We start from the raw sequence: 22,994 nt of genomic DNA, 5'->3' as shown, positions 1-22,994 counted from the left end.
GAGGTTGCGCGGCAAGGCACCGCGCCTCTCTAGCAGATGGCCGTCCAAACACAAGAATGCCAAAGGGCAACAGGCGCCGCCGCGGGGCTTTGAGGTTGCGCGTGCGACGCTCGCGCGCCCAAACGACATAAAAACGTCGGCATCGCCGGCCTCTGGTAGAGGTGACGCGGACTTGGCAACGAATCTGGCAACGAATCTGGCAACGAATCGCCCGGGCATGAAACGCCGTTCCCTTTTTCTGCATGCGCTCTTGTTTGTGCAAGCGCTCTTGGCGGTCACGTTCGTCGCCGGGCGGGCATATCCGGCCATAGCGCAAACGTCCGATACCAACGGCCAGACGGTCGGCAGCGTCAGCGGCCTGCCGGTGCCGCGTTTCGTCAGCCTGAAAGCGGATCGGGTCAATCTGCGGGAAGGCCCGTCGAGAGATCACCGCACGACCTGGATCTATGAGCGGGCCGGCCTGCCGGTCGAGATCACCGCCGAATACGGCATGTGGCGAAAAATCCGCGATTCGGATGGCACCGAGGGCTGGGTGCTGCACAATCTCCTGTCCGGCCGTCGCACCGCCATTGTCGCGCCGTGGAAGAAAGACACGATTTTCACGCTCCACCTGCGCGCCGCCGAAGATGCCGCGCCGGCCGCCCGCCTGCAGCCAGGCGTCATCGGCACGATCAAGACCTGCGACGGCGCCTGGTGCGAAATCTACGGCGACGGATTCGACGGCTATATCCGCCAGACCGATCTCTGGGGCGTCTATCCGAACGAGAAAATTGATTGAGATCAAGCCGCCCGGTGCTGACGAAAAGTCGGTTTGAGAACAAGGCGTAAGCGCAGATCAGCGGGGTGCGGCGGCGGCCCTCCGGGCCCTATCGCATCGCAAAATAAGCCGCGCGCCGTTCTGCCGGCGGCAAAGACCGCGTTGAGACTTTCGGCCCGGCGCGGCCTATGTTAGAAGCCGCCATCTTCGCTCGCGTGGGTGCGCCTTCGGGGCGAACACTCGAACGTGAAAGACATGATGAGCGAGCGACGCTCCAGCTTCGATTACGAAGACCTCTTAGCCTGTGGCCGCGGTGACCTCTTCGGGCCCGGCAATCCACAATTGCCGCTGCCGCCGCTGCTGATGTTCGACAAGATTGCCGACATTTCCGAGCTGGGCGGCGCCAATGGCAAAGGCACGATTCGCGCCGAATACGCGATCAAGCCGGACCTTTGGTTCTTTGGCTGCCATTTCAAGGGCGACCCGGTGATGCCCGGCTGCCTCGGCCTCGATGCGTTGTGGCAATTGCTCGGCTTCTACCTCGGCTGGCTCGGCCTGCAGGGCCGCGGCCGGGCGCTGGGCGTCGGCGAGGTCAAGTTCACCGAACAGGTTCTGCCCACCGTGAAGCGGCTCATCTACGGAGTCGATCTGAAACGCGTGTTCAACACCAAATTGGTGCTCGGCATTGCCGACGGCTGGCTGGAAGCCGACGGGCGTCGTATCTATCATGCGACGGATCTGAAAGTCGGCCTGTTCAAATCCGCAACGCCATCGGCGGCCTAACCCACACGATTGCCCGACCCAAAGTTTGCAGGCTGCCAAGCCGTCTGAGGCAGGAGATTGGAATGAGACGCGTCGTCGTCACCGGCATGGGCATTGTCTCGTCGATCGGAAACAATACCCAAGAAGTGCTGGCTTCCTTGCGCGAGGCCAAATCGGGCATCGTCAGGGCCGACAAATACGCCGAGATGGGCTTTCGCAGCCAAGTGCATGGCGCACCGACGCTCGATCCCGAGCCCATGATCGACCGGCGTGCCATGCGCTTCCACGGCGGCGGCACCGCCTGGAACCATGTCGCCATGGATCAGGCGATTCTCGATGCCGGCCTCTCGCCCGACGAAATCTCCAACGAGCGCACCGGCATCATCATGGGCTCGGGCGGCCCCTCGACGCGCACCGTGGTCGAGTCCGCCGACATCGCCCGCACCAAAGGACCGAAGAAGATCGGTCCCTTCGCCGTGCCGAAAGCCATGTCGTCCACCGCCTCGGCGACGCTCGCGACCTGGTTCAAGATCAAGGGCGTGAACTATTCCATCTCCTCGGCCTGCGCGACCTCCAACCATTGCATCGGCAATGCCTATGAGATGATCCGCTACGGCAAGCAGGAGCGGATGTTCGCCGGCGGCTGCGAGGAATTGGACTGGACGCTCACCGTGCTCTTCGATGCGATGGGCGCGCTCTCGACGTCGTTCAACGACCGGCCGCAGGTCGCCTCCCGCGCCTATGACAAGGATCGCGACGGCTTCGTCATCTCCGCCGGCGCCGGCGTCCTGGTGCTCGAAGAGCTTGAGGCCGCCAAGGCGCGGGGCGCGAAAATCTATGCCGAGATCGCCGGTTATGGCGTGACGTCCGACGGCGCCGATATGGTCGCGCCCTCCGGCGAGGGCGCCGTGCGCTGCATGAAAATGGCGCTCCAAGACGTCAAAGTGCCGATCGACTATATCAACCCGCACGCAACCTCGACGCCGATCGGCGATCTGAAAGAGATCGAGGCGATCCGCGCCGTCTTCGGCAGCGAGGATAAGTGTCCGCCGATCGCCGCCACCAAATCGTTGACCGGTCATGCCCAGGGCGCGACCAGCGTGCATGAGGCGATCTATTCGCTGCTGATGATGCAAAGCGGCTTCATCTGCAAGAGCGCCAACATCGAGGAGCTCGATCCGGCTTTCGCCGACATGAACATTCTGCGCGAACGCCGCGACAATGTGCATCTGCGGGCCGTGCTGTCGAATTCGTTCGGCTTCGGCGGCACCAACGCCTCGCTCGTCTTCAAGCATCTCGATGCCTGATCCGCTGCCGGGCTTGATGCAGGGCAAGCGCGGCCTCGTCATGGGGGTCGCCAACGATCATTCGATCGCCTGGGGCATAGCGAGCGCGCTGGCGCAACAAGGCGCCGAACTCGCCTTCACCTATCAGGGCGAAGCGCTCGGCAAGCGCGTCAAGCCCTTGGCGAAGAGCCTCGGCTCGTCGCTGGTGCTGCCTTGCGATGTCGAGAATATCGCCGAATTGGACGCCGTCTTCGCGGCGCTCGCCGAGACCTGGGGCAAGCTCGACTTTCTCGTCCATTGCATCGCCTATTCTGACCGCGCGGAGCTGCGCGGCCGCTATGCCGATACGACGCGCGAGAATTTTCAGCGCACGCTGCTGATCTCGGCCTTTTCCTTCACCGAGGCGGCGAAGCGCGCCGCGGCGCTGATGCCGGACGGCGGCGCCCTGCTCACCCTCACCTTCGGCGGTGCGACCCGGGCCATGCCCAATTACAACGTGATGGGCATCGCCAAGGCGGCGCTCGAAGCCGGCGTGCGCTACCTTGCGGCGGATTTCGGCCCCGCCGGCATTCGCGTCAACGCAATCTCGGCCGGCCCGGTGCGCACTTTGGCGGGCGCCGGCATCACCGATGCACGGGCGATGTTCAATTACGAGAAGCTGCATGCGCCGCTGCGCCGCGCCATTACGATCGAGGATGTCGGGGGCGCCGCGCTTTACCTGCTCAGCGATCTCGCCCGCTGCGTCACCGGCGAGATCCATTACGTCGATGCCGGCTACAGCATTATCGCCATGCCAAGGCCGGAACGGCTGAAGCTCGACGTGCAGCAGGCCGAGGCGGAGGGCCCCTGAGCCGATGCGGCTTTACTCGGAAAACTCCTCGCCGTTTTCCGCGCCCGTGCGTATCGCCATCTATGCCAAGTCGCTCGACATCGAAATCGTCGCCCCGCCCGGCGGCCTGCGCTCGGCGCAATACCATGCCGTCAATCCGCTCGGCACGATCCCCTGCCTGATCCTCGGCGACGGCGCGCGGCTGCCGGAATCCTCGGCGATCATGGAATATCTTGAAGAGAAATTTCCAGTTCCGGCCCTGTTGCCGAAAAATCCGGAGGCGCGCGCCCAAGTCCGGCTGCTGCAGCGCATCGGCGAATTGCACATCACCGCGCAGACGGTCGAGTTGAGCCAGGCGCCACCCAATAGCGAGGAGGGCGCCAACCGCCTCACCCGCCTCGTGCGCGGCCTCTCAGCCCTGCAAGGGCTGTTGAGCGGCGAACCGTTCGCCGCCGGCGCGGACCTGACCTTGGCGGATTGCCAGTTGGCGCCGGCGCTTTTCCGCGTGCCGCGGGTCGTCGAACCGCTGATGCACCGCGACCTGATCGGCGCCTATCCGAAGGTCGCCCGCTATGTCGAAACGAGCCGCGCCCACCCCGCTGTCGCCCGCGTGCTCGAGGAGATGGGTGCCGCTTAGCGAGGCCGGGACCGGAAAGTGACGCGCCGTGGCGCGGAGGACACAAACATGCCGCGCTTTTTGCCGTAATTTTAAGACACGTATCGCATCGTGGCCTTTGACTGACGGGCCGGCTCAGCCGGTGCCGCACGGCGCGTTTCACTGACTTTTGCAGGGTAGTTCCATGAGCTTCATCACCCGTCGCAATCTTTTGGCCAGCGCCGCGGCGGCTGGCGCTTCCCTGACCCTCGCCGGCTGCGTCACGAGCCAGTCGAGCCCAGGGTTCGAGGCCAATGCCGCCGTCCCGCCGCAGCCGAACAGCCCGCCCGCAGCGGCCCCGTCCGAGGCTCTGATCGCACAAGCCGATGCCGGCAACGGGCCGATCGACTACGAGGCGATGTATGCCGGCTTCCAGGACGGCAGTTTCCAGGTTCCGGCGGTCAAGCTGTCGCAGATCAAGAAGGGCTTCATGCGCAAGCTCGTCGATTATCAGACCGTCGAGCAGCCCGGCACGATCGTCATCGATCCGGCCGCGCGCTACCTCTATCATATCCTGCCGAACGGCAAGGCCATGCGCTACGGCATCGGTCCCGGCCGCGAGGGCTTCATGTGGTCCGGCGTCGCCGAAATTCATTCCAAGCAGGAATGGCCGGACTGGTACCCGCCGAAAGAGATGATCGCCCGCGAGCCGCAGTTGCGCAAACAGCTGGCGCAATTGCAGAGCGGTCTCGGCATGCATGGCGGCCCGGGCAACCCGCTCGGCGCCCGCGCCATGTATCTGTGGCAGGGCAACAAGGATACGCTCTACCGCATCCATGGCACGGTCGAGCCCTGGTCGATCGGCACGCATGCGTCCTCGGGCTGCATCCGCATGATCAATCAGGACGTAATCGACCTCTACGCGCAGACCCCGGTTGGCACGCGCGTCGTCGTTCTCGGCCACGCCCAGCCGCGGGTGAGCTAATCGCTTGGCAGCGGGCGCCGCGCCTGCGATAAGGGCGCATCGTCAACCAATCGAAAGGAGGTGATCCAGTGTCTCAATGTCTGATCGCAAAGCCGCTGGAACTCACCGCCGCTCTCGTTGCGGGGGTTCAGCGCCTGCGCTGACATTGCGGGCTTGCCTTGCGCAACCCGACAACGAACAGGAAAGCCCCGGTCTCGGCCGGGGCTTTTATTTTGGCGCCTCTATCCGGGCAAGCCGCCGCCAGATCTATTCCTTGCCGTCGATGACCGCCCGCACTTTGCGCGCGAGCTGATCGAGCGTAAACGGCTTCGGCAGGAAAGCGGTGCCTGGATCGACAATGCCGTTATGCACGATCGCGTTCTGCGTATAGCCGGTCGTGAACAGCACTTTGAGGCCGGGCCGTAGCGCCGTCATGCGCTCGGCGAGTTCGCGGCCGGTCATTTCCGGCATGACAATGTCGGTGAACAAGAGCGCGATCTGCGGCTGCGCCTTGAATTCCCGCATCGCCTCGGACGGCGTCTGCGCATCGATCACGCTGTAGCCGAGTTCGCGCAACGCTTCGATCGACATCTGCTTGACCTTGAGGTCGTCTTCGACAACGAGAACAATTTCGTCGAGGGTGCCGCGCGGAATTGCGCCGCCCGCGCCTTCCCGCTCGACGGCCGTTGCCTGGCCGACATAGCGGGGCAGATAGACCTTCACGGTCGTGCCTTCGCCCGGCTCCGAATAGATTTTGACGTGGCCGTCCGATTGTTTGACGAAGCCGAAGACTTGGCTGAGGCCGAGGCCCGTGCCGCGGCCCGAGCCTTTGGTCGAGAAAAACGGCTCGAAGGCGCGCTCGACTACATCCGCCGGCATGCCGACGCCGGTGTCGGTGACCGAGAGCATCACATATTGGCCCGCCGCGACCTCGTTATGCGCGCCAGCGTAGCGCTCATCGAGATAGGTGTTGGCGGTCTCGATCGTCAGTTTGCCGCCGTTCGGCATGGCGTCGCGGGCGTTGACGGCCAGGTTGAGCAGGACGGTCTCGACTTGTGCCGGATCGGCGAAGATCCGCCAGAGGCCGCCCGCAAGCACCGTCTCGATCGCGATCTGCTCCCCGATCGTGCTGCGCAGCAGTTCCGACATGCCGCCGACGAGCCGGTTGACGTCGAACACCCGCGGCTCGAGCGCCGCTTTGCGCGAGAAGGCGAGCAGCCGCGCTGTCAGCACGGCGGCGCGCTGCGCCCCCTCATTGGCATGGCCGAGATATTTGGCAACGCCGGCCTGATCGCCGCCGGCAAGCTTGCGCTGGGCCATGTCGAGCGAGCCGATGACGATCGCCAGCATATTGTTGAAGTCATGCGCGATGCCGCCGGTTAATTGGCCGACCGCCTCCATTTTCTGCAATTGGCGGACCTGCGTCTCCGCGGCACGCCGCTCGGCCGCCTCATTTTGCAGCTTCTTGTTGGCGGATTGCAGCGCGAGAAGGCGGCGGCGGTTGTCGATCAACGTCCCGACGCCGAGCGCAATCACGAGAAGAACGCTGGCCAAGAGGACGGTCCGGCGGCTGTTATTGACCTGCGCCGCTTCGATCGAGCGATCTTCGAGGAATTTCTCCTGCCTTGCGTGCATATCGGCTAAAATCTCGCGGATGCGACGCATCAATCGCCGGCCGGTGTCGCTGTTGACGACAGCGAGCGCCGCGGCCGGATTGCTGTCGGATCGCAGTTCGACCGTGTTCTGGAGTTCCGCCAGCTTTTCTCTGATGATCATGCGCAATTCGTCGACTTGCGACGCCGGGCTCACGCCCAGTTCGGATTGAAGCGCGCCGAGTTCGCCGGGGAGAGCCCGCTTCGCGAGATTATAGGAATCGAGATAACTGGGCCGGTCGGTGAGCAGGTAGCCGCGCTGTCCTGACTCCGCATCGATCAGCAGGGTCTGGATGCGCTCCAGTTCGTCGTTGACGACGAATGTGTGGCGGATCTGCGTGTCGATCTCCTGTTCCTGCGCCGCGAGGAAAACCGCGCTGATGGCCGCAACGAACAGGAGGATGAAACCGGCAAGCAGAGGAATCGACGATATCAAAATTGTTCTGCGCGCCGGCATTCGCACGAAACCCCTGCCACATTCGCGCGATAGGATACGTAAACTGTCCCGCGCGTAAAGTGAAGTTATTGAGAAACAGGGAGCGAGGCGGATCGCCCGGGCGTGGCTTGCGGCGCTCGCTTGAGATAAACTCGACGCATGATGCGATTCTCTTTCGTTGCCGCCCTCGCGGCCGGTTTCTTGGGCGGCGCCTGCGCCGCCGCGCCCGCCTATGCCGACTTCCGCGCCTGCGTCGAAGGCTTGGCCGCGGAAGCGCAGGCGCATGGCGTCTCGGCGCAGGTCGCGCAAGCCGCGACGCGCAACCTGACCTTCAATCCGGACGTCCTCGAAGCGGAACGCTCGCAGCCCGAATTCACCACGCCGATCTGGGACTATATCGCGGCGCTCGTCGACGACGAACGCGTCGCCGATGGCCGCGCCGCAATGGCGAAATGGCAGCGCTGGTTCGACGTTGCGGAGCGCCGCTTCGGCGTCAGCCCCTATGTCATCGCAGCGATCTGGGGCGTTGAATCGAACTTCGGCCAGAACTTCGGCAACAAGCCGGTCCTGCAATCCCTGGCGAGCCTCGCCTGCTCCAATTCGATGCGGCCGAGCTATTACCATCGCGAATTTCTCGCCGCGATGGAGATCGTCAATGAAGGCGGCGCCGATCCCACGCATTTCAACGGTTCGTGGGCGGGCGCCTTCGGCAATACGCAATTCATGCCCTCGGTCTTCCTGCGGCTTGCCGTCGATCTCGATGGCGACGGGCGGCGCGATATCATCAATTCGGTGCCGGATGCTTTGGGCTCGACCGCCAATTATCTCCACCGCAGCGGCTGGGTGCCAGGCCTGCCCTGGGGCTTTGAGGTGAAGCTGCCGCCGGGTTTCGCCGGCCGGTCGAATTGGCGCGCCAAGCAGCCGCTCGCCGCCTGGGCCGGACGCGGCATCGTTCATATTGACGGCACGCCGCTCTCGGGCGGCGGCGCCTATGGCCTGTTCCTGCCCGCCGGACCGCGCGGGCCGGCCTTTCTCGTCAGCCGAAATTTCAATGCGATCTATTCCTACAATGCCGCCGACTCTTATGCTTTGGCGATCGCGCTTCTGTCCGACCGGTTGCGCGGCCACGGCCCCATCGTCACGCCCTGGCCGACGAACGATCCGGGGCTCTCGCGCGCCGGGCGGCGGGAGGTCCAACGTCTGCTGATCCAGCACGGCTATGACATCGGCGGCAAGATTGACGGCGTTCTCGGACACAAGACGCAGGACGCGATCGCCGATTTTCAACGCCGCAGCGGCATGAAGCCCAACGGACGCGCCAGCCAATCCCTGCTGGCGGCGCTGCGCAGCCGTTGATATTTATCAAACACAATGCACAAGCGCGCAGGCTAGGAAGAGCGCGCGAAAAGACATTTGGCGATGCGAATTTTTTTGAACTTTCAACTTCACTTTGAAGTGTAGTCCCGCGGCCAAATTTCACCGGGAATTGACTGGCGCGGAGACCGGCTTGTTTTAGATTCATCATTGGAAACATTGGCCTAGGCCCATGCAGAATTTCAATTTTTTCCGTCGGGGATGTCTGTGCGCGGCCTTGCTGGCCGGCTCGGCGAATGCCGCGTCTGCGACGCCCGGCGACATCCAAGGCGTGGTCGAACTGTTCACCTCGCAGGGCTGCTCGAAGTGCCCGCCCGCCGATCGCCTGCTCACCGCAATGGCCGGCAAGCCGGACACTGTGACGCTGACGTTTGCCATCAATTATTGGGATTATATCGGCTGGAAGGATACGCTTGCCGCCCCCGAATTCACCGCCCGGCAGAAAGCTTATGCGTCGGGGCGCGGCGACCTGCACGTCTATACGCCGGAGGCGATCGTCGACGGCGAATTCGACACCATCGGCAGCGATAAACCGGCGATCGACAGAGCCATGGCGGAGGGCAGAAGCGGCGGCCTCGCGCTGAGCGTGCCGGTCCATTTGAGCGAAGGCAACGGCGTTCTGCAAATCGACATCGGCAGCGGTGCCGGGCCTGCCGGAATCTATGTCCTGCGCGTCGCCAAATCGCGCACCGTGCTCATTTCGCGCGGTGAAAATTCCGGCCATAGGGCCACCTATACCAATGTGGTTCGCGCCATTCACAAAGTCGGCGATTGGAACGGGGCGCCGATGCACCTGAAGCTGGTCGAATTGCGCGGCGACGACGAAGGCTATGTCGTCCTGCTCCAGCGCGGCTCTCTGGATCGCCCGGGCATCATTCTCGCCGCGGCCAAAAGCGTGGGGCTCTGACCGCAGGCCGTCGCGGCGCGGCAAAGCCGGAATTTTGCCCTGATCCGACCGTTTCATGCGCCGCCGTACGATCGGCTCTCGCCGCCCCGCCTTGAAACAGGATATGTTGCCGGACATGATTCGTAGGACCCGCCTGGCTTTGACGGCCGTGCTTCTTTTGGCGTGCGGTTTTGCCGCCGTCCCGGCCGTCGCCCAAGACGCCGCTGGAGACGCCGCCAGAGACGACCAAGGGCTGACGTCAAAACCCTTTCTTGTCGCCGCCGCCGACGATTCGACCGGGTCGCTGCGCCATCATGCGAAAGCCAAGGCGAGCCGAAAGGCCGGCAAGAAAGCCAAGAAGGCCAAGCCAGGCGAAGACCAGGGCGATAGCGGCAAACCGGTCCAGGTCGGCAGCTTCGGCGATTGGGGCGCCTTCGTCGCTCAGGCCGGCGATTCCAAGACCTGCTACGTGCTTGCCCAGCCGAAGACCCGTGAACCCGCCAAACTCAAGCGCGACCCCGCCTATGTGTTCATCTCCAACCGGCCGGGCGAGCACATCCACAACGAGATTTCAATCACCATGGGCTTTCCGATGAAGGACGACGGCGAGGCTGAGGCCGATGTCGGCAGCACCACCTTCGACCTCGTCTCCAAGGGCCGGAATGCCTGGATCAAAAATCCCGCCGAGGAAGGCCATTTCGTCGCCGCGCTCCGACGCAATGCCAAACTCGTCGTCAAGGCTGCCTCGACCCGAGGCAAGATGACGACCGATACCTATTCCCTCACCGGCCTGCGGCAGGCCCTCGACAAGGCGGCGCACGAATGCCGCTGACGCTTGAGCGGGATGCGAAAAAGTGTCCGCGGTTTTTCGCAAAAATCCCGCTCTAAACTCTTAGAATCGATCACGTTTATGATTTCGGATCGATTCGATCCGAAAGCATCGTGATCTTGCGGCCTGAAAGGCAAGCCGGTCCGCCTCCCCCATTCGGCTGCCTTGTTCGAGGCCTGCCGCTGGCGCATAATCAGCGCGGGACGTTAGTCCGGCCGAACCGGAAAATTGCGCCAAACCGATTGCCAAAGCGAAGTGACGGCGCGGCCCGCTTGGCGCATGTTCCGGAAAAGCCGCAGGCTTTTCCGATAGGACCATGCACCATTAAGACGTTGGCGGCCGCCACATAAAAAGTCACTGGGAGGAAGTATGTCTGAGTCTCATGTCTATCCGGTGAGCGCGGAATGGGCTCGCCGCGCCTACATCGACGCGGCCAAATACAAAGAGCTTTACCAACGCTCCATCACCGATCCCGACGGCTTCTGGGGCGATGCGGCCCGCCGCCGCCTCGACTGGATCAAACCCTTCAACAGGGTGAAGAACACCGCGTTCGGCCCGGGCGAAGTTTTCATCAAATGGTTCGAGGACGGCGTCACCAACGTCGCCCTCAATTGCATCGACCGGCATCTCGAAAAGCGCGGCGACCAGGTCGCCATTATCTGGGAGGGTGACGATCCCGCCCGCTCGCAGCACATCACCTACCGGCAATTGCACGAGCGCGTCTGCCGTTTCGCCAATGTCTTGAAGGCGCATGGCGTCCAGAAGGGCGACACGGTCACGATCTATCTGCCGATGATCCCCGAGGCTGCCTATGCGATGCTGGCCTGCGCGCGGATCGGCGCCGTCCATTCGGTGGTCTTCGGCGGATTCTCGCCGGATTCGCTCGCCGGCCGCGTTCGCGATTGCGGCTCCAAAGTGCTGATCACCGCCGACGAAGGCCTGCGCGGCGGCAAGAAAGTGCCGCTCAAAGCCAATGTCGATGCGGCCCTCGAGAAACTCTCCTTCGTCGTGAACGACGTGATCGTCGTCAAACACACCGGCGGCACGATCCATTGGGAAGCGGGCCGCGATACCTGGCTGCATGAAGCGATGGAGACGGTATCGGCCGAGTGCCCCGTCACCCCGGTCGGCGCGGAGGACCCGCTCTTCATCCTCTATACGTCGGGCTCGACCGGCACGCCCAAGGGCGTCGTGCATACGAGCGCCGGCTATCTCCTCTACGCCGCGATGACACATCAATATGTCTTCGATTATCACGACGGCGATATCTATTGGTGCACGGCCGACATCGGCTGGGTGACCGGCCACAGCTACATTCTCTACGGGCCGCTGGCCAACGGCGCGACGACGCTGATGTTCGAAGGCGTGCCGACCTATCCGTCGATCGCCCGCTTCTGGGAGGTGGTCGACAAGCATAAGGTGAACATCTTCTACACCGCGCCGACCGCCATCCGCTCGCTGATGGGCGCCGGCGACGAACCGGTGAAGAAGACGAGCCGCGCCTCGCTACGCCTGCTCGCCACGGTCGGCGAACCGATCAACCCCGAAGCCTGGGAATGGTATTACAACGTCGTCGGCGAGCGTCGCTGTCCGATCATCGACACCTGGTGGCAGACCGAGACCGGCGGCCATATGATCACGCCGCTGCCGGGCGTGAATGCGCTCAAGCCCGGCTCCGCCACCAAACCCTTCTTCGGTATCAGGCCTGAGATTGTCGACGGCAGCGGCGCAGTGCTTGAGGGCGCGGCCGAGGGCATTTTGGTCATCGCCGATTCCTGGCCCGGCCAGATGCGCACGATCTATGGCGATCACGACCGCTTCGTGCAGACTTATTTTTCGTCCTTCCCGGGCAAATATTTCACCGGCGACGGAGCGCGTCGCGATGCGGACGGCGATTATTGGATCACCGGCCGCGTCGATGATGTGATCAATGTCTCCGGCCACCGCATGGGCACGGCGGAGGTCGAAAGCGCGCTCGTCGCCCATATGCACGTTGCCGAAGCCGCCGTCGTCGGCTTCCCGCATGACATCAAGGGCCAGGGCATTTTCGCCTATGTCACGCTGATCAACGGCCATGAGCCGAGCGAAAAGCTGCGCAAGGATCTCGTCGCCTGGGTGCGGCAGGAGATCGGCCCGATCGCCTCGCCCGACATTATCCAGTTCGCGCCCGGCCTGCCGAAAACCCGGTCCGGCAAGATCATGCGGCGCATTCTGCGCAAGATCGCCGAGAACGAGTTCCATGCACTGGGTGATACTTCGACGCTGGCCGACCCGGCCGTGGTCGAGGACCTGATCCGCGAACGCAAGAAACATCCGATGTAAGGTTAAGCAAATCCCTCTCCCGCCCGCGCGGGAGAGGGGATTTCTGCACCCCGCGTGCGGCCATCGCGCCACATCTCAAGGCGATTTTAACGCTGCCCCCCGAAATCGCTTCAAGCCATCGCGACCTTTGCTATGGTCGCAGTGGACGAGTTTGTTCGCGTAGGGGCGTAATGAGCACCTTGAGTCAAAGGGCTGGCGCCGCGCCGGCCGCATTCGCTTTCGCTTTCGCTTTGACAGTCGGCCTATGCGGCGCGACCGCGCCGGCACGTGCCGCTTGGCACGACGTGCCTTTCTCGGCCGCCTATCCGGCCGGCGAAATCATCATCAGCCAGCACCAGCGCGCGCTCTATTTCACCGAAGGGGACGGCCGCGCCATCCGCTATCCGATCGCCGTCGGCAAGCGCGGCATGGCCTGGCTCGGCTCGGCCTCGGTCGAGGGCAAATATCTGGCGCCCGACTGGTCGCCGCCAGATATCGTCGCGCATGACCATCCGGAATTGCCGAAATTCATCCCCGGCGGCTCGCCGCACAATCCGATGGGCGCGGCCGCCATCACGCTTTCGCGCTACCAGGTCGCGATCCACGGGACGACACGGCACATGCGCCGCTCGATCGGCACCGCCGCCTCCTATGGCTGCATCCGCATGTATAACGAGGACGTCGAGGATCTTTACCAGCGGGTGAGCATCGGCACGCCGGTTCTGGCCGTGCCCTAAGCCTGTCCGCCGCGGCGCTCCTGCCCTATGATGAGGGCGGGAGAGGCAGCATGACGGACACGATCGAAACGAGTTGCGTGATTGCCGGCGGCGGCCCCGCCGGCATGATGGCGGGCCTGCTCTTTGCCCGCGCCGGGGTCGGCACCATCGTGCTCGAAAAGCACGCCGACTTCCTGCGCGATTTCCGCGGCGACACGATCCATCCCTCGACGCTCCAGGCAATGGACGACCTCGGCCTTTACGATCAATTCCTGGCGCTGCCGCACCAGGAGGCGACGCAGCTTTCCGCGCAATTCGGCACCGAAAGCTTCCCGATCGCGGATTTCTCGCATCTGCCGACGCGGGCCAAATTCATCGCCCTGATGCCGCAATGGGATTTTCTCAATTTCGTCGCCGGCGAAGCGGCCAAATATCCGAATTTCCGGCTCATCATGCAGGCCGATGTCGAAGGCCTGATCGAAGCACAGGGCAAGGTCGGCGGCGTCACGGCGCAAACCCCGCAGGGGCCGCTTGAAATCAGGGCAGCACTGACGATCGGCGCCGATGGACGCCATTCCACCGTCCGCGCCAAAGCCGGCTTCCAGCCGCAGGATATCGGCGCGCCGATGGATGTGCTCTGGTTCAGGCTCAAGCGGCGCGACAGCGATCCCTCCGAGCTTTTCGGGCGCATGGCGCCGGGAAAATTCCTGGTCATGATCAACCGCGGCGATTATTGGCAATGCGGCTATGTCATCCCCAAGGATGGCTTTGCGGCGCTCCGCGCGACGGACGTCGCAGTGCTGCGCGACAACGTGGCCAGTCTTGCACCCTTCGTCGCCGACCGCGTCGATGCGCTGCAGAGCTGGGACAATGTCAGTCCGCTGACGGTGACCGTCGATCGATTGCCGCTCTGGCACAAGCCCGGCCTCCTTTGCATCGGCGATAGCGCCCATGCCATGTCGCCGGTCGGGGGCGTCGGCATCAATCTCGCGATCCAGGATGCGATCGCCGCAGCCAACATCCTGGCCCCGGTGCTCGCGCGCGGCGAGACGCCGAGCGACGCGCTGCTCGCGACCGTGCAAAAGCGGCGCGAGCCGGCCGTCAAGCTTGTCCAGGCCTTCCAGGTCCTCGTCCAGAAACGGGTCATCTCCAATGTCCTTGGCCACACAGACGCGCCGCTGACGCCGCCCTGGCCTCTGCGTCTGCTGAAGCTTTTTCCCTGGCTGCGGCGCTGGCCGGCGCGTTTCGTCGGTCTCGGCTATCGGCCTGAACGCATTCGCATTTAGGCAATTCGTTCGGCTGCATGATAAATCAGCCAATCAGTTTTCCAGCGGATCGATCTTCCATGGATTCTCCCGACTTGTCCGAGGCGCTTTATGCGCTCGAAGCGCATCATGGCGATATTGGCGACATGACGATCGCCGACCTGTTCGCGCACGACCCGCGCCGGTTCACCGATTTTCACGTCGTACTCGACGATCTGCTGTTCGATTTTTCCAAGCATCGCATCGAGCGGACGACACTCAAACTGTTGCTCGACCTTGCCGGCGCGGCAAGGCTCGAAGCGCGGCGCGACGCGCTCTTTGCCGGCGCCATCGTCAACAAAACCGAACGCCGTCCGGCCTTGCATATGGCTTTGCGCAATATGAGCGGCACACCCATGTTTGCCGACGGCATCGATGTGATGCCGCAGGTGTTGGCCGAACGCCGCAAAATGCTGGCTTTTGCCGAGGCGGTACGGGGCGGCGCATTGAAAAGCGCGTCCGGAGAACGCTTCGCTCATATCGTCAACATCGGCATCGGCGGCTCGGATCTCGGCCCGGCCATGGCGGCGCGGGCGCTGTCGCCTTTCGTATCTTCGCATCTTGATCTCAATTTCGTCGCCAATGTCGATGGCGCCGATCTCGCCGACACGCTGCAACGGATCGATCTTGCGCGCACGCTTTTCGTCGTCAGCTCGAAAACCTTCACCACGCTGGAGACGATGACCAATGCGCGCGCGGCGCGGCAAGCCGTGATCGACGCGCTCGGCGAGACCGCGGTTAGCGCGCAGTTCTGCGCCGTCTCGACCGCCGCTCAGGAGGTCGCCAGCTTCGGCATTCGCGACGATCGCCGCTTCCTGTTTTGGGACTGGGTCGGAGGACGCTATTCGCTCTGGTCGTCGATCGGCTTGTCGCTCGCCATCGGCATCGGCACGCAAAACTTCGAGGATTTCCTGCGCGGCGGCGAAGACATCGACAAGCACTTCCTCGCGGCGCCGCTCGCGGCAAACATTCCGGTACTGATGGCGCTGATCGAGATCTGGTATCGCGATTTCTGGGATTATGCAGCGCAGGCGGTCATCCCCTACGATCAACGCCTGGCGCGCTTTCCTGCCTATCTGCAGCAACTTGAGATGGAATCGAACGGCAAGTCCGTCGATCTTGCCGGCGCGCCGCTCGACATTGAGACCGGGCCGATCATCTTCGGCGAGCCGGGCACGAATGCGCAGCACGCTTTCTTCCAGCTCTTCCACCAGGGCACGGCCATCGTGCCGGTCGATTTCCTCCTCGCCGCCACGTCCATCGCGGGCGATCCGAAACAGCATCATCTCCTCGTCGCGAATTGCCTGGCGCAAAGCGAGGCATTGATGAGGGGGCGCAGCTTGGCGGAGGTCGAAGCGAAACTGACGGCGCAGGGCCTTGCCGGCGACGCCATCGCGGCGCTGGCGCCGCACAAAGTCTTTTCCGGAAACCGGCCGTCGAGCACGCTGCTTTATAAGAGCCTCACGCCGCGCACGCTCGGCCGCCTTATCGCCCTCTATGAGCATAAGGTGTTCGTCCAGTCGGTCATTTGGAATATCGATCCGTTCGACCAGTGGGGCGTCGAGCTCGGCAAGGAATTGGCGCTGCGGCTCGCGCCGCTTGTCGCCGATCCGCAAGCATCGACGGCGATGCTCGATTCTTCGACTGCCGGCCTCATCGCGCATCTGCGCGGACTGCGCGGCCCTTGAAGCCCCGTTGCGGACAGGCCAAAACCTTGCGGACGAAATTCGGGACATCCGGCCGTGCTCAATCGCTACAATCTTATCGCCGGGCAAAGCATCGAGCGGCTCGCGGCCATCAGCGACGGCGTCTTCGCCGTGGCGATGACCCTGCTGGTGCTCGATTTGCACACCCCTGAGGCGGCGCACATCCATAGCGAGGCCGCTCTGTGGCAGGCGGTCGTCGCGCTGGCGCCGCGCGTGCTTGTCTATCTGATGAGCTTCCTCACGCTCGGCATTTTCTGGGTCGGCCAACAAACCCAGCTCAACCACCTCGAGCGTAGCGACCGCAATTATACTTGGCTGCATCTCGCCTTTTTGTTCGCGGTGTCGCTCATGCCTTTTTCGACATCGCTGATGGCGGAGTTCATTTCCTATCGCGTCGCGCTGATCGCCTATTGGCTGAATATTCTGCTGCTTGGCGTCATTCTCTACGTAGCCTGGGTGTACGCATTCCGCACCCGGCTTGGAAAACCCGATGTGAGCCAAGAGATCGATGAAGCCGTCAGGCGCCGTATCATCGGCGCGCAATCGCTTTACGCGTTCGGCGCTGCGCTTTGCATCATCAATACCTATTGGGCGCTGGGCTTCATGCTGCTTGTGCAGCTCAATTATGCGCTTGCCCCGCGCATAAGCTTTCTGTCACGGCTATAGCCGGCCCTGCCGAAGACGCAGGTACGAGGCAATCCGGAAACCGGATTGCCTCTGCGCGAGGCGATGCCGTCTTCGTGCGCTTACTCGGCGCGCGCTTATTTCAAATGCTTGGCGAGATATTTGTTCATCTCGAACATGGTGACGGCCTTCTTGCCGAACACGGCATGCAGCTTGTCGTCGGCCATGATCTCGCGCTTGTTGTTCGGGTTCTGCAGCTTGTGCTTCTTGATGTAAGCCCAAACCTTGCTGACCACATCGGTGCGCGGCAGCGGCTCGGCGCCAACGATCGCAGCGAGTTCCTTGGAGGGCGTCAACGGCTTGTTGAAGGCGCTGACGGTCGCCGTCTTTTTCTTCGGGGCCGGGGCCTTGGCTTTAGTCGCAGTCTTTTTCGGTGCGCTCGGCATCGCTTTCTCTCCAATCGAATCGCGCGAACCACGCGGGCTCATTGCCCTAGTACCTAAAATCACTGCCCAGGCAACCAGACCGCAAGGGGAATTGCCGGTTTCAGCCAATTATTCAGGGCAATTCTTGTTCTTTGCGCTGCACACGCCCGGCTCGGAGGGCGTGAGCCCGCGCTCTCAAGGCCCTCGCGCCCCTAAGCTATGCCAAAATCGCATAGCTTAGGGCTCCGAGGGAGAGTCAGAGAATCACTTGGCCGTTTTGCTTTTGCGCCGGGCGACGGTGCGCAGCCGCAGCGCATTAAGCTTGATGAAGCCTGCGGCGTCGTGATGATCATAGGCGACTGCACCGTCCTCGAACGTGACGAGATCCTGATCGTAGAGCGAATAAGGACTCGACCGGCCGACAACGCCGACGGAGCCCTTGTAGAGTTTGACGCGCACCGTGCCGGTGACGAACTCTTGGCTCTTGTCGATCAACGCCTGCAACATCTCGCGCTCCGGCGAAAACCAGAAACCGTTGTAGATGAGCTCGGCATATTTCGGCATCAGCTCATCCTTGAGATGCGCGGCGCCGCGGTCGAGCGTGATCTGTTCGATGCCGCGATGCGCGGCAAGCAGGATCGTGCCGCCCGGCGTCTCATACATGCCGCGCGATTTCATCCCGACGAAACGGTTCTCGACAAGATCGAGCCGCCCGATGCCATTGGCGCGGCCAAGCGCATTCAGATGCGTCAGCAAAGTTGCCGGCGACATCGCCTTGCCGTCGATCGCGACAGGATCGCCCGACTTGAATTCGATCTCGATGAACGTCGGCTTGTCCGGCGCGTCCTCGGGATTGACGGTGCGCGAATAGACATAATCCGGGACGTCCTGCGCCGGGTCTTCCAACACCTTGCCTTCCGACGATACGTGCAGGAGGTTGGCATCGACCGAGAAGGGTGCTTCGCCGCGCTTGTCCTTGGCGATCGGAATCTGGTTCTGCTCGGCGAAGTTGAGCAGCGCCGTGCGCGAGGTCAAGTTCCATTCGCGCCAGGGCGCGATGACTTTAATGTCGGGCTCGAGCGCATAATAGGCGAGTTCGAAGCGGACCTGGTCGTTGCCCTTGCCGGTTGCGCCATGTGCCACGGCATCAGCGCCGACCTTGCGGGCGATCTCGATCTGCTTCTTGGCGATCAGCGGCCGCGCGATCGAGGTGCCGAGCAGATAGAGCCCTTCATATTGCGCATTGGCGCGAAACATCGGGAAGACATAGTCGCGGACGAATTCCTCGCGCAGATCCTCGATGAAAATGTGCTCCGGCTTGATGCCGAGCAGCAGCGCCTTCTGCCGCGCCGGTTCGAGCTCTTCGCCCTGGCCGAGATCGGCAGTGAAGGTGACGACCTCGCAGCCATAGGTCGTCTGCAGCCATTTGAGGATGATCGACGTATCAAGGCCGCCGGAATAGGCGAGGACGACGCGCTTGATCTTTTTCGGATCGGACATTTTCTTCTCGAAACGGAGGGTTTTGAAGCGGCGGGACTATAGACAGCGGGTCTTGCGGCGCAAGGGCCGACCCTCGATTAAGGATTCGACGATCGCTTGGGACAATCGCTTGGGGCAATCGCCTGGGCAATCGTGTCGGATCGTGCAAAGAAAACGCGGTTCAATCAGCCGGTCGCCAGGCAATCCCGAGCTTGCAAAATCCCGCAAAGGTCGTATATCTGTCTGCGTAATTTCTCATAGCGGTCATCGTCCGGTGATCGGGTTTTGAGAGTGGGCCGCCCGCCGGACCCGCTCTTTTTTATTGCCGCCGGCCGGGCGCCCGGGAATCGCTGAGAAAGCAATATAAATCAATGCTTTATGGACGGACCAAGCGTCCGCCACAGCCAAAGAGACGAGCTTGCACGCTACGCTGGACGAAAAGCGTTTTACGTCGGAGACCGGCATTGCCGCGCGCATCGCCGCGCTGAGCGAACCAGTGTTGGCCGATTTCGGCTTCCGCCTCGTGCGGGTGAAACTCTCGGCCCAGGGCGGTGCGACCGTGCAGATCATGGCCGAGCGGCCGGACGGCAGCATGTCGGTCGAGGATTGCGAGACATTGAGCCAGGCGCTCTCGCCGGTGCTCGATGTCGAGGACCCGATCCCCGGCGGCTATCGGCTGGAGATCTCCTCGCCCGGCATCGACCGGCCGCTGGTTCGCGCCTCGGATTTTTCGCGCGCGCTGGGGCACGAGGCAAAAGTCGAGATGCTCGCGCCGGTCGGCGGCCGCAAACGCTTTCGCGGTCTTCTCGAAGGCCTCGAGGGCGACGGGACCGAGACGCAGATCAGGCTGCGCCGCACCGACGCCAAGCCGGACGAAAATCCGGACGTCTCGCTGAAGCTCGCGGAGATGGCCGAAGCCAAGCTCGTCCTGACGGACGCTTTGATCCGCGCGGCTTTGCGCGCGGCAAAGCAGGCCGAGGCACAGGGTGCGGCCGATGCGGAGGCGCCGCCGCGGCGCGGCCCCGGCCGTTTCGCCCGGCCGAAAGAACCCGCGGCCAAGCCAGCCGGCAAGCCGGCCAACAAGAAATCAAAACCCAAGAAGACCTAAAGCCAACCGCCGCCGGCACCGAGCAAGCGCCGCCGGATTGCAAGGAGAAAATTCATGGCCGTCAGCGCCAACAGGCTCGAACTTCTGCAGATCGCCGACGCGGTCGCGCGCGAAAAATCGATCGACCGGCAGATCGTGCTGGCCTCGATGGAAGACGCGATGCAGAAGGCCGCCCGCTCCCGCTATGGGCAGGAGACGGAAGTACGCGCCGAGATCAACCCGAAGACCGGCGAGGTGCGCTTCTCGCGCCTCCTGCAAGTCGTCGACGAGATCGAGAACGACGCCAAGGAGATCACCGTCGCCGAAGCGCGCAAGAAAAACCCGGCCGCGCAAGTTGGCGATTGGATCGCCGAGACTTTGCCGCCCTTCGACTTCGGCCGCATCGCCGCGCAATCGGCGAAGCAGGTGATCGTCCAGAAGGTGCGCGAGGCCGAGCGCGACCGGCAATATCAGGAATTCAAGGACCGCATCGGCGAGATCGTCAACGGCGTCGTCAAGCGCGTCGAATATGGCAATGTCATCATCGACCTCGGCCGCGGCGAGGCGACCATCCGCCGCGACGAGATGATCCCGCGCGAGCAATTCCGTCCCGGCGACCGCGTCCGCGCCTATGTCTATGACGTGCGGCGCGAGCAGCGCGGCCCGCAGATCTTCCTGTCGCGTACGCATCCGCAATTCATGGCCAAGCTCTTCCGCCAGGAAGTGCCGGAAATCTATGACGGCGTGATCGAGGTGAAGGCGGTGGCGCGAGATCCGGGTTCGCGCGCCAAGATCGCCGTCATCTCGCGCGATTCCTCGATCGATCCGGTCGGCGCCTGCGTCGGTATGCGCGGCTCGCGCGTGCAGGCGGTCGTCAACGAATTGCAGGGCGAGAAAATCGACATCATCCCCTGGTCGGCCGATGCCGCGACGTTCATCGTCAACGCCTTGCAGCCGGCCGAAGTCGTCAAGGTCGTGCTCGACGAGGATTCCGAGCGCATCGAAGTCGTGGTGCCGGACGATCAGCTCTCGCTTGCCATCGGCCGGCGCGGCCAGAACGTCCGCCTCGCCTCGCAGCTCACCGGCTGGGACATCGATATCCTCACCGAGGCCGAGGAATCCGAGCGGCGGCAGAAGGAATTCGTCGAGCGGACCAACACCTTCATGAACTCGCTCGATGTCGACGAAGTCGTCGGCCAATTGCTGGCCTCCGAAGGCTTCCGTTCGGTGGAAGAACTGGCCTTTGTCGAGCCGTCCGAACTCGCCTCGATCGAGGGCTTCGACGCCGACACGGCGGCGGAGATCCAGAACCGGGCGCGCGAGCATCTCGCCAAGGTCGAAGCCGAGCTCGAAGCCAAGCGCAAGGAACTCGGCGTCGCGGATGAATTGCGCGAAATCGACGGCCTCAACACCGCCATGCTGGTGAAGCTCGGCGAGAACGACGTCAAGACTGTCGAGGACTTGGCCGGTTGCGCGACCGACGATCTCGCCGGCTGGAGCGAGCGCAAGGACAACGAGACGGTCAAGCATCTCGGCTATTTCGACGGGATGGAGGTGTCCCGCGACGAAGCCGAGACGCTGATCATGAAGGCGCGCGTCAAAGCCGGCTGGATCGACGAATCGGCGCTGCGTGCGCCGGAGGCCGAGGCGGCCGAGGCAGCCCCGGCGGAGCACGAATAGGAGCGGCGGATTGGGCCGAGACAGCAAAGCCGAGCTTCAATCCGAGCGAACCTGCATCGTCACGCGGGCGAAGGGCGCGCCGGAGAGCCTGCTGCGCTTCGTCCGGGCACCCGACGGCGCCGTCGTGCCGGATTTGCGGCACAGGCTGCCGGGCCGCGGCGTCTGGGTGACGGCCGACGCCAAGACGGTCGCCCAGGCGGTCAAACGAAAAGCCTTCGCCCGCGGCTTCAAGGCGGAGGTGAAGGTTTCGGAGGCTTTGCCGGACGAAGTTGCGGCGCTGATGCAGCGGGACTGCCTGCAGACCCTCTCGCTGGCCAAGAAGGCTGGCCTGAGCGTCTCGGGCTTCGCCAAGGTCGAGGCCGCGGCCCAGGCAGGCACCATGGCGGCCCTGATCAACGCGAGCGACGGCAGCGCCGACGGCAGCCGCAAGTTGCGCCAGGCTTTGCGCCGCGCCGCGCTCGAGGTTCCGGAAATTAATCTCTTCACCGAGGCGCAATTGAGCTTGGCACTCGGCGGCGCAAATGTGGTACATGCTGCGCTCACGCGCGGCACGCTGGCCGAGAGCTTCCTTTCGCAATGCCGGCGGCTGGAACTTTATCTTTCCCCGGTCGCAAACGCAGAGACGCTGGCCGAGGGCGGATTTTCGGCCCCGGCCGATACAAGCATGAGGTAACAGCGGCTTAAACGTGATAGCATCCCGATCCTGCCTTGCAGGTGGGCTTGGGAAAAACGACATAGACGGATGAAAAGCCGCCCGGCAGGGCGCCTCGCGGACGACGCGAGCCATGTCAGGCCCCGCTGTCAGGCCCCGCTTGCGGCCGCAGGGCACCGGGGCCGAGCCGGCCTTAGCGCCGGCTTTTGGTTATGATCTCGCTTAAGCTTTGGATTGGGCCTTGGCCCGGATTGGGAACGAATGACTGACTCGAAAAACCCTGGCGACAGCACACTGACCGTCGCCCCGTCGAAAACCTTGTCGCTGAAACGACCGGTGGAATCGGGGATCGTGCGGCAGAGCTTTTCGCACGGCCGCACCAAGGCGGTCGTCGTCGAAAAGGTGAAACGCCGGGCGCTTGGACCGGGTGAGACGCATGCGCCGGCGCCTCCTGCCGCGCCAGCACCTGCACCCAATCCGCCGGCGCAGGCCCGCACGCCGCACCATCCCGCCCAGCCGGAGCGCACGCGCCCCGAGCCGCAGCGCCAGACAGCGCGCGGCGGCAGCGGCGTCGTGCTGCGCACCCTGACCGAGGAAGAGCAAGAGGCCCGCGCCCGCGCCTTGTCGGGTGCCCGCGAACGCGAGGAGGA

General features: G+C 63.4%; 21 protein-coding genes. 18 read left to right on the top strand and 3 right to left on the bottom strand.

Translation table 11 applies throughout. The annotated features are described in order from the left end of the window. Positions 1–217: 217 nt before the first annotated feature. The 6 genes from Q0025_RS01885 to Q0025_RS01860 all read left to right on the top strand — a co-directional run bounded on the left by Q0025_RS01885 (position 218) and on the right by Q0025_RS01860 (position 5,214). Entirely contained in the window at positions 218–778 is a 561-nt protein-coding gene (locus tag Q0025_RS01885) for an SH3 domain-containing protein (RefSeq protein ID WP_297295435.1), read from the top strand. A 237-nt stretch (positions 779–1,015) separates the two neighbouring features. After that, positions 1,016–1,540, top strand: a complete 525-nt coding sequence (fabA, locus tag Q0025_RS01880) for a 3-hydroxyacyl-[acyl-carrier-protein] dehydratase FabA (protein WP_297295433.1) — start codon at positions 1,016–1,018, stop codon at positions 1,538–1,540. 62 nt (positions 1,541–1,602) lie between these two features. After that, positions 1,603–2,826 carry a beta-ketoacyl-ACP synthase I gene (gene fabB, locus Q0025_RS01875; protein WP_297295431.1) on the top strand — a complete coding sequence of 408 codons (1,224 nt, stop codon included), beginning with the start codon at positions 1,603–1,605 and terminating at the stop codon, positions 2,824–2,826. Continuing rightward, on the top strand, positions 2,819–3,655 hold the full coding sequence (gene fabI, locus Q0025_RS01870) for an enoyl-ACP reductase FabI (RefSeq protein ID WP_297295429.1): 837 nt from the start codon (positions 2,819–2,821) through the stop codon (positions 3,653–3,655). The genes fabB and fabI overlap by 8 nt, the downstream gene beginning before the upstream one ends. Positions 3,656–3,659: 4 nt before the next feature. Then, positions 3,660–4,271, top strand: coding sequence for a glutathione S-transferase family protein (locus Q0025_RS01865; protein ID WP_297295427.1), 612 nt, complete (start codon positions 3,660–3,662; stop codon positions 4,269–4,271). A 163-nt stretch (positions 4,272–4,434) separates the two neighbouring features. After that, complete coding sequence (locus Q0025_RS01860; protein ID WP_297295425.1) at positions 4,435–5,214, top strand: L,D-transpeptidase; 780 nt, start codon at positions 4,435–4,437, stop codon at positions 5,212–5,214. A gap of 246 nt (positions 5,215–5,460) precedes the next feature. Here Q0025_RS01860 and Q0025_RS01855 read toward each other — a convergent pair whose 3' ends face one another. Further along, positions 5,461–7,281: a CHASE3 domain-containing protein gene (locus Q0025_RS01855; RefSeq protein WP_297295423.1), complete on the bottom strand. Its 1,821-nt coding sequence runs from the start codon at positions 7,279–7,281 to the stop codon at positions 5,461–5,463. A 159-nt stretch (positions 7,282–7,440) separates the two neighbouring features. Here Q0025_RS01855 and Q0025_RS01850 point away from each other — a divergent pair, with 159 nt between their 5' ends. The 8 genes from Q0025_RS01850 (at position 7,441) to Q0025_RS01815 (ending at position 17,063) form a co-directional block, all read left to right on the top strand. Next, a complete protein-coding gene (locus tag Q0025_RS01850; protein ID WP_297295421.1) occupies positions 7,441–8,637 on the top strand; it encodes a lytic murein transglycosylase in 1,197 nt (398 codons plus the stop codon). Positions 8,638–8,827: 190 nt separating this feature from the next. After that, entirely contained in the window at positions 8,828–9,562 is a 735-nt protein-coding gene (locus Q0025_RS01845; RefSeq protein WP_297295419.1) for a DUF1223 domain-containing protein, read from the top strand. A gap of 115 nt (positions 9,563–9,677) precedes the next feature. Continuing rightward, entirely contained in the window at positions 9,678–10,373 is a 696-nt protein-coding gene (locus tag Q0025_RS01840) for a hypothetical protein (protein ID WP_297295417.1), read from the top strand. Between the two features lie 366 nt (positions 10,374–10,739). Then, a complete protein-coding gene (acs, locus tag Q0025_RS01835) occupies positions 10,740–12,692 on the top strand; it encodes an acetate--CoA ligase (protein WP_297295415.1) in 1,953 nt (650 codons plus the stop codon). Between the two features lie 170 nt (positions 12,693–12,862). Beyond that, positions 12,863–13,408, top strand: coding sequence for a L,D-transpeptidase (locus tag Q0025_RS01830; protein WP_297295413.1), 546 nt, complete (start codon positions 12,863–12,865; stop codon positions 13,406–13,408). A gap of 50 nt (positions 13,409–13,458) precedes the next feature. Further along, positions 13,459–14,673, top strand: a complete 1,215-nt coding sequence (locus tag Q0025_RS01825; RefSeq protein ID WP_297295411.1) for an FAD-dependent oxidoreductase — start codon at positions 13,459–13,461, stop codon at positions 14,671–14,673. Positions 14,674–14,732: 59 nt separating this feature from the next. Continuing rightward, positions 14,733–16,379: a glucose-6-phosphate isomerase gene (gene pgi / locus Q0025_RS01820; RefSeq protein ID WP_297295409.1), complete on the top strand. Its 1,647-nt coding sequence runs from the start codon at positions 14,733–14,735 to the stop codon at positions 16,377–16,379. Positions 16,380–16,433: 54 nt separating this feature from the next. Next, a complete protein-coding gene (locus tag Q0025_RS01815; protein WP_297295407.1) occupies positions 16,434–17,063 on the top strand; it encodes a TMEM175 family protein in 630 nt (209 codons plus the stop codon). Between the two features lie 95 nt (positions 17,064–17,158). Here Q0025_RS01815 and Q0025_RS01810 read toward each other — a convergent pair whose 3' ends face one another. Both Q0025_RS01810 and Q0025_RS01805 read right to left on the bottom strand, forming a co-directional pair. Beyond that, positions 17,159–17,467: an SWIB/MDM2 domain-containing protein gene (locus tag Q0025_RS01810; RefSeq protein WP_297295619.1), complete on the bottom strand. Its 309-nt coding sequence runs from the start codon at positions 17,465–17,467 to the stop codon at positions 17,159–17,161. Positions 17,468–17,710: 243 nt separating this feature from the next. Beyond that, positions 17,711–18,946, bottom strand: a complete 1,236-nt coding sequence (locus tag Q0025_RS01805; protein ID WP_297295405.1) for an argininosuccinate synthase — start codon at positions 18,944–18,946, stop codon at positions 17,711–17,713. Between the two features lie 397 nt (positions 18,947–19,343). Here Q0025_RS01805 and rimP point away from each other — a divergent pair, with 397 nt between their 5' ends. The 4 genes from rimP to Q0025_RS01785 form a co-directional block, all read left to right on the top strand. Continuing rightward, a complete protein-coding gene (gene rimP / locus Q0025_RS01800) occupies positions 19,344–20,033 on the top strand; it encodes a ribosome maturation factor RimP (protein WP_297295403.1) in 690 nt (229 codons plus the stop codon). Between the two features lie 54 nt (positions 20,034–20,087). Further along, entirely contained in the window at positions 20,088–21,692 is a 1,605-nt protein-coding gene (nusA, locus tag Q0025_RS01795) for a transcription termination factor NusA (protein ID WP_297295401.1), read from the top strand. 10 nt (positions 21,693–21,702) lie between these two features. Continuing rightward, positions 21,703–22,365, top strand: coding sequence for an RNA-binding protein (locus tag Q0025_RS01790; RefSeq protein ID WP_297295400.1), 663 nt, complete (start codon positions 21,703–21,705; stop codon positions 22,363–22,365). 240 nt (positions 22,366–22,605) lie between these two features. Then, the coding region (locus tag Q0025_RS01785) for a translation initiation factor IF-2 associated domain-containing protein (RefSeq protein WP_297295398.1) at positions 22,606–22,994 on the top strand (389 nt) is incomplete at its 3' end.

This window comes from uncultured Methylovirgula sp. (genome assembly GCF_947646745.1).
GTDB lineage: Bacteria > Pseudomonadota > Alphaproteobacteria > Rhizobiales > Beijerinckiaceae > Methylovirgula.
This window is presented reverse-complemented; position numbering and strand designations above follow the sequence as displayed.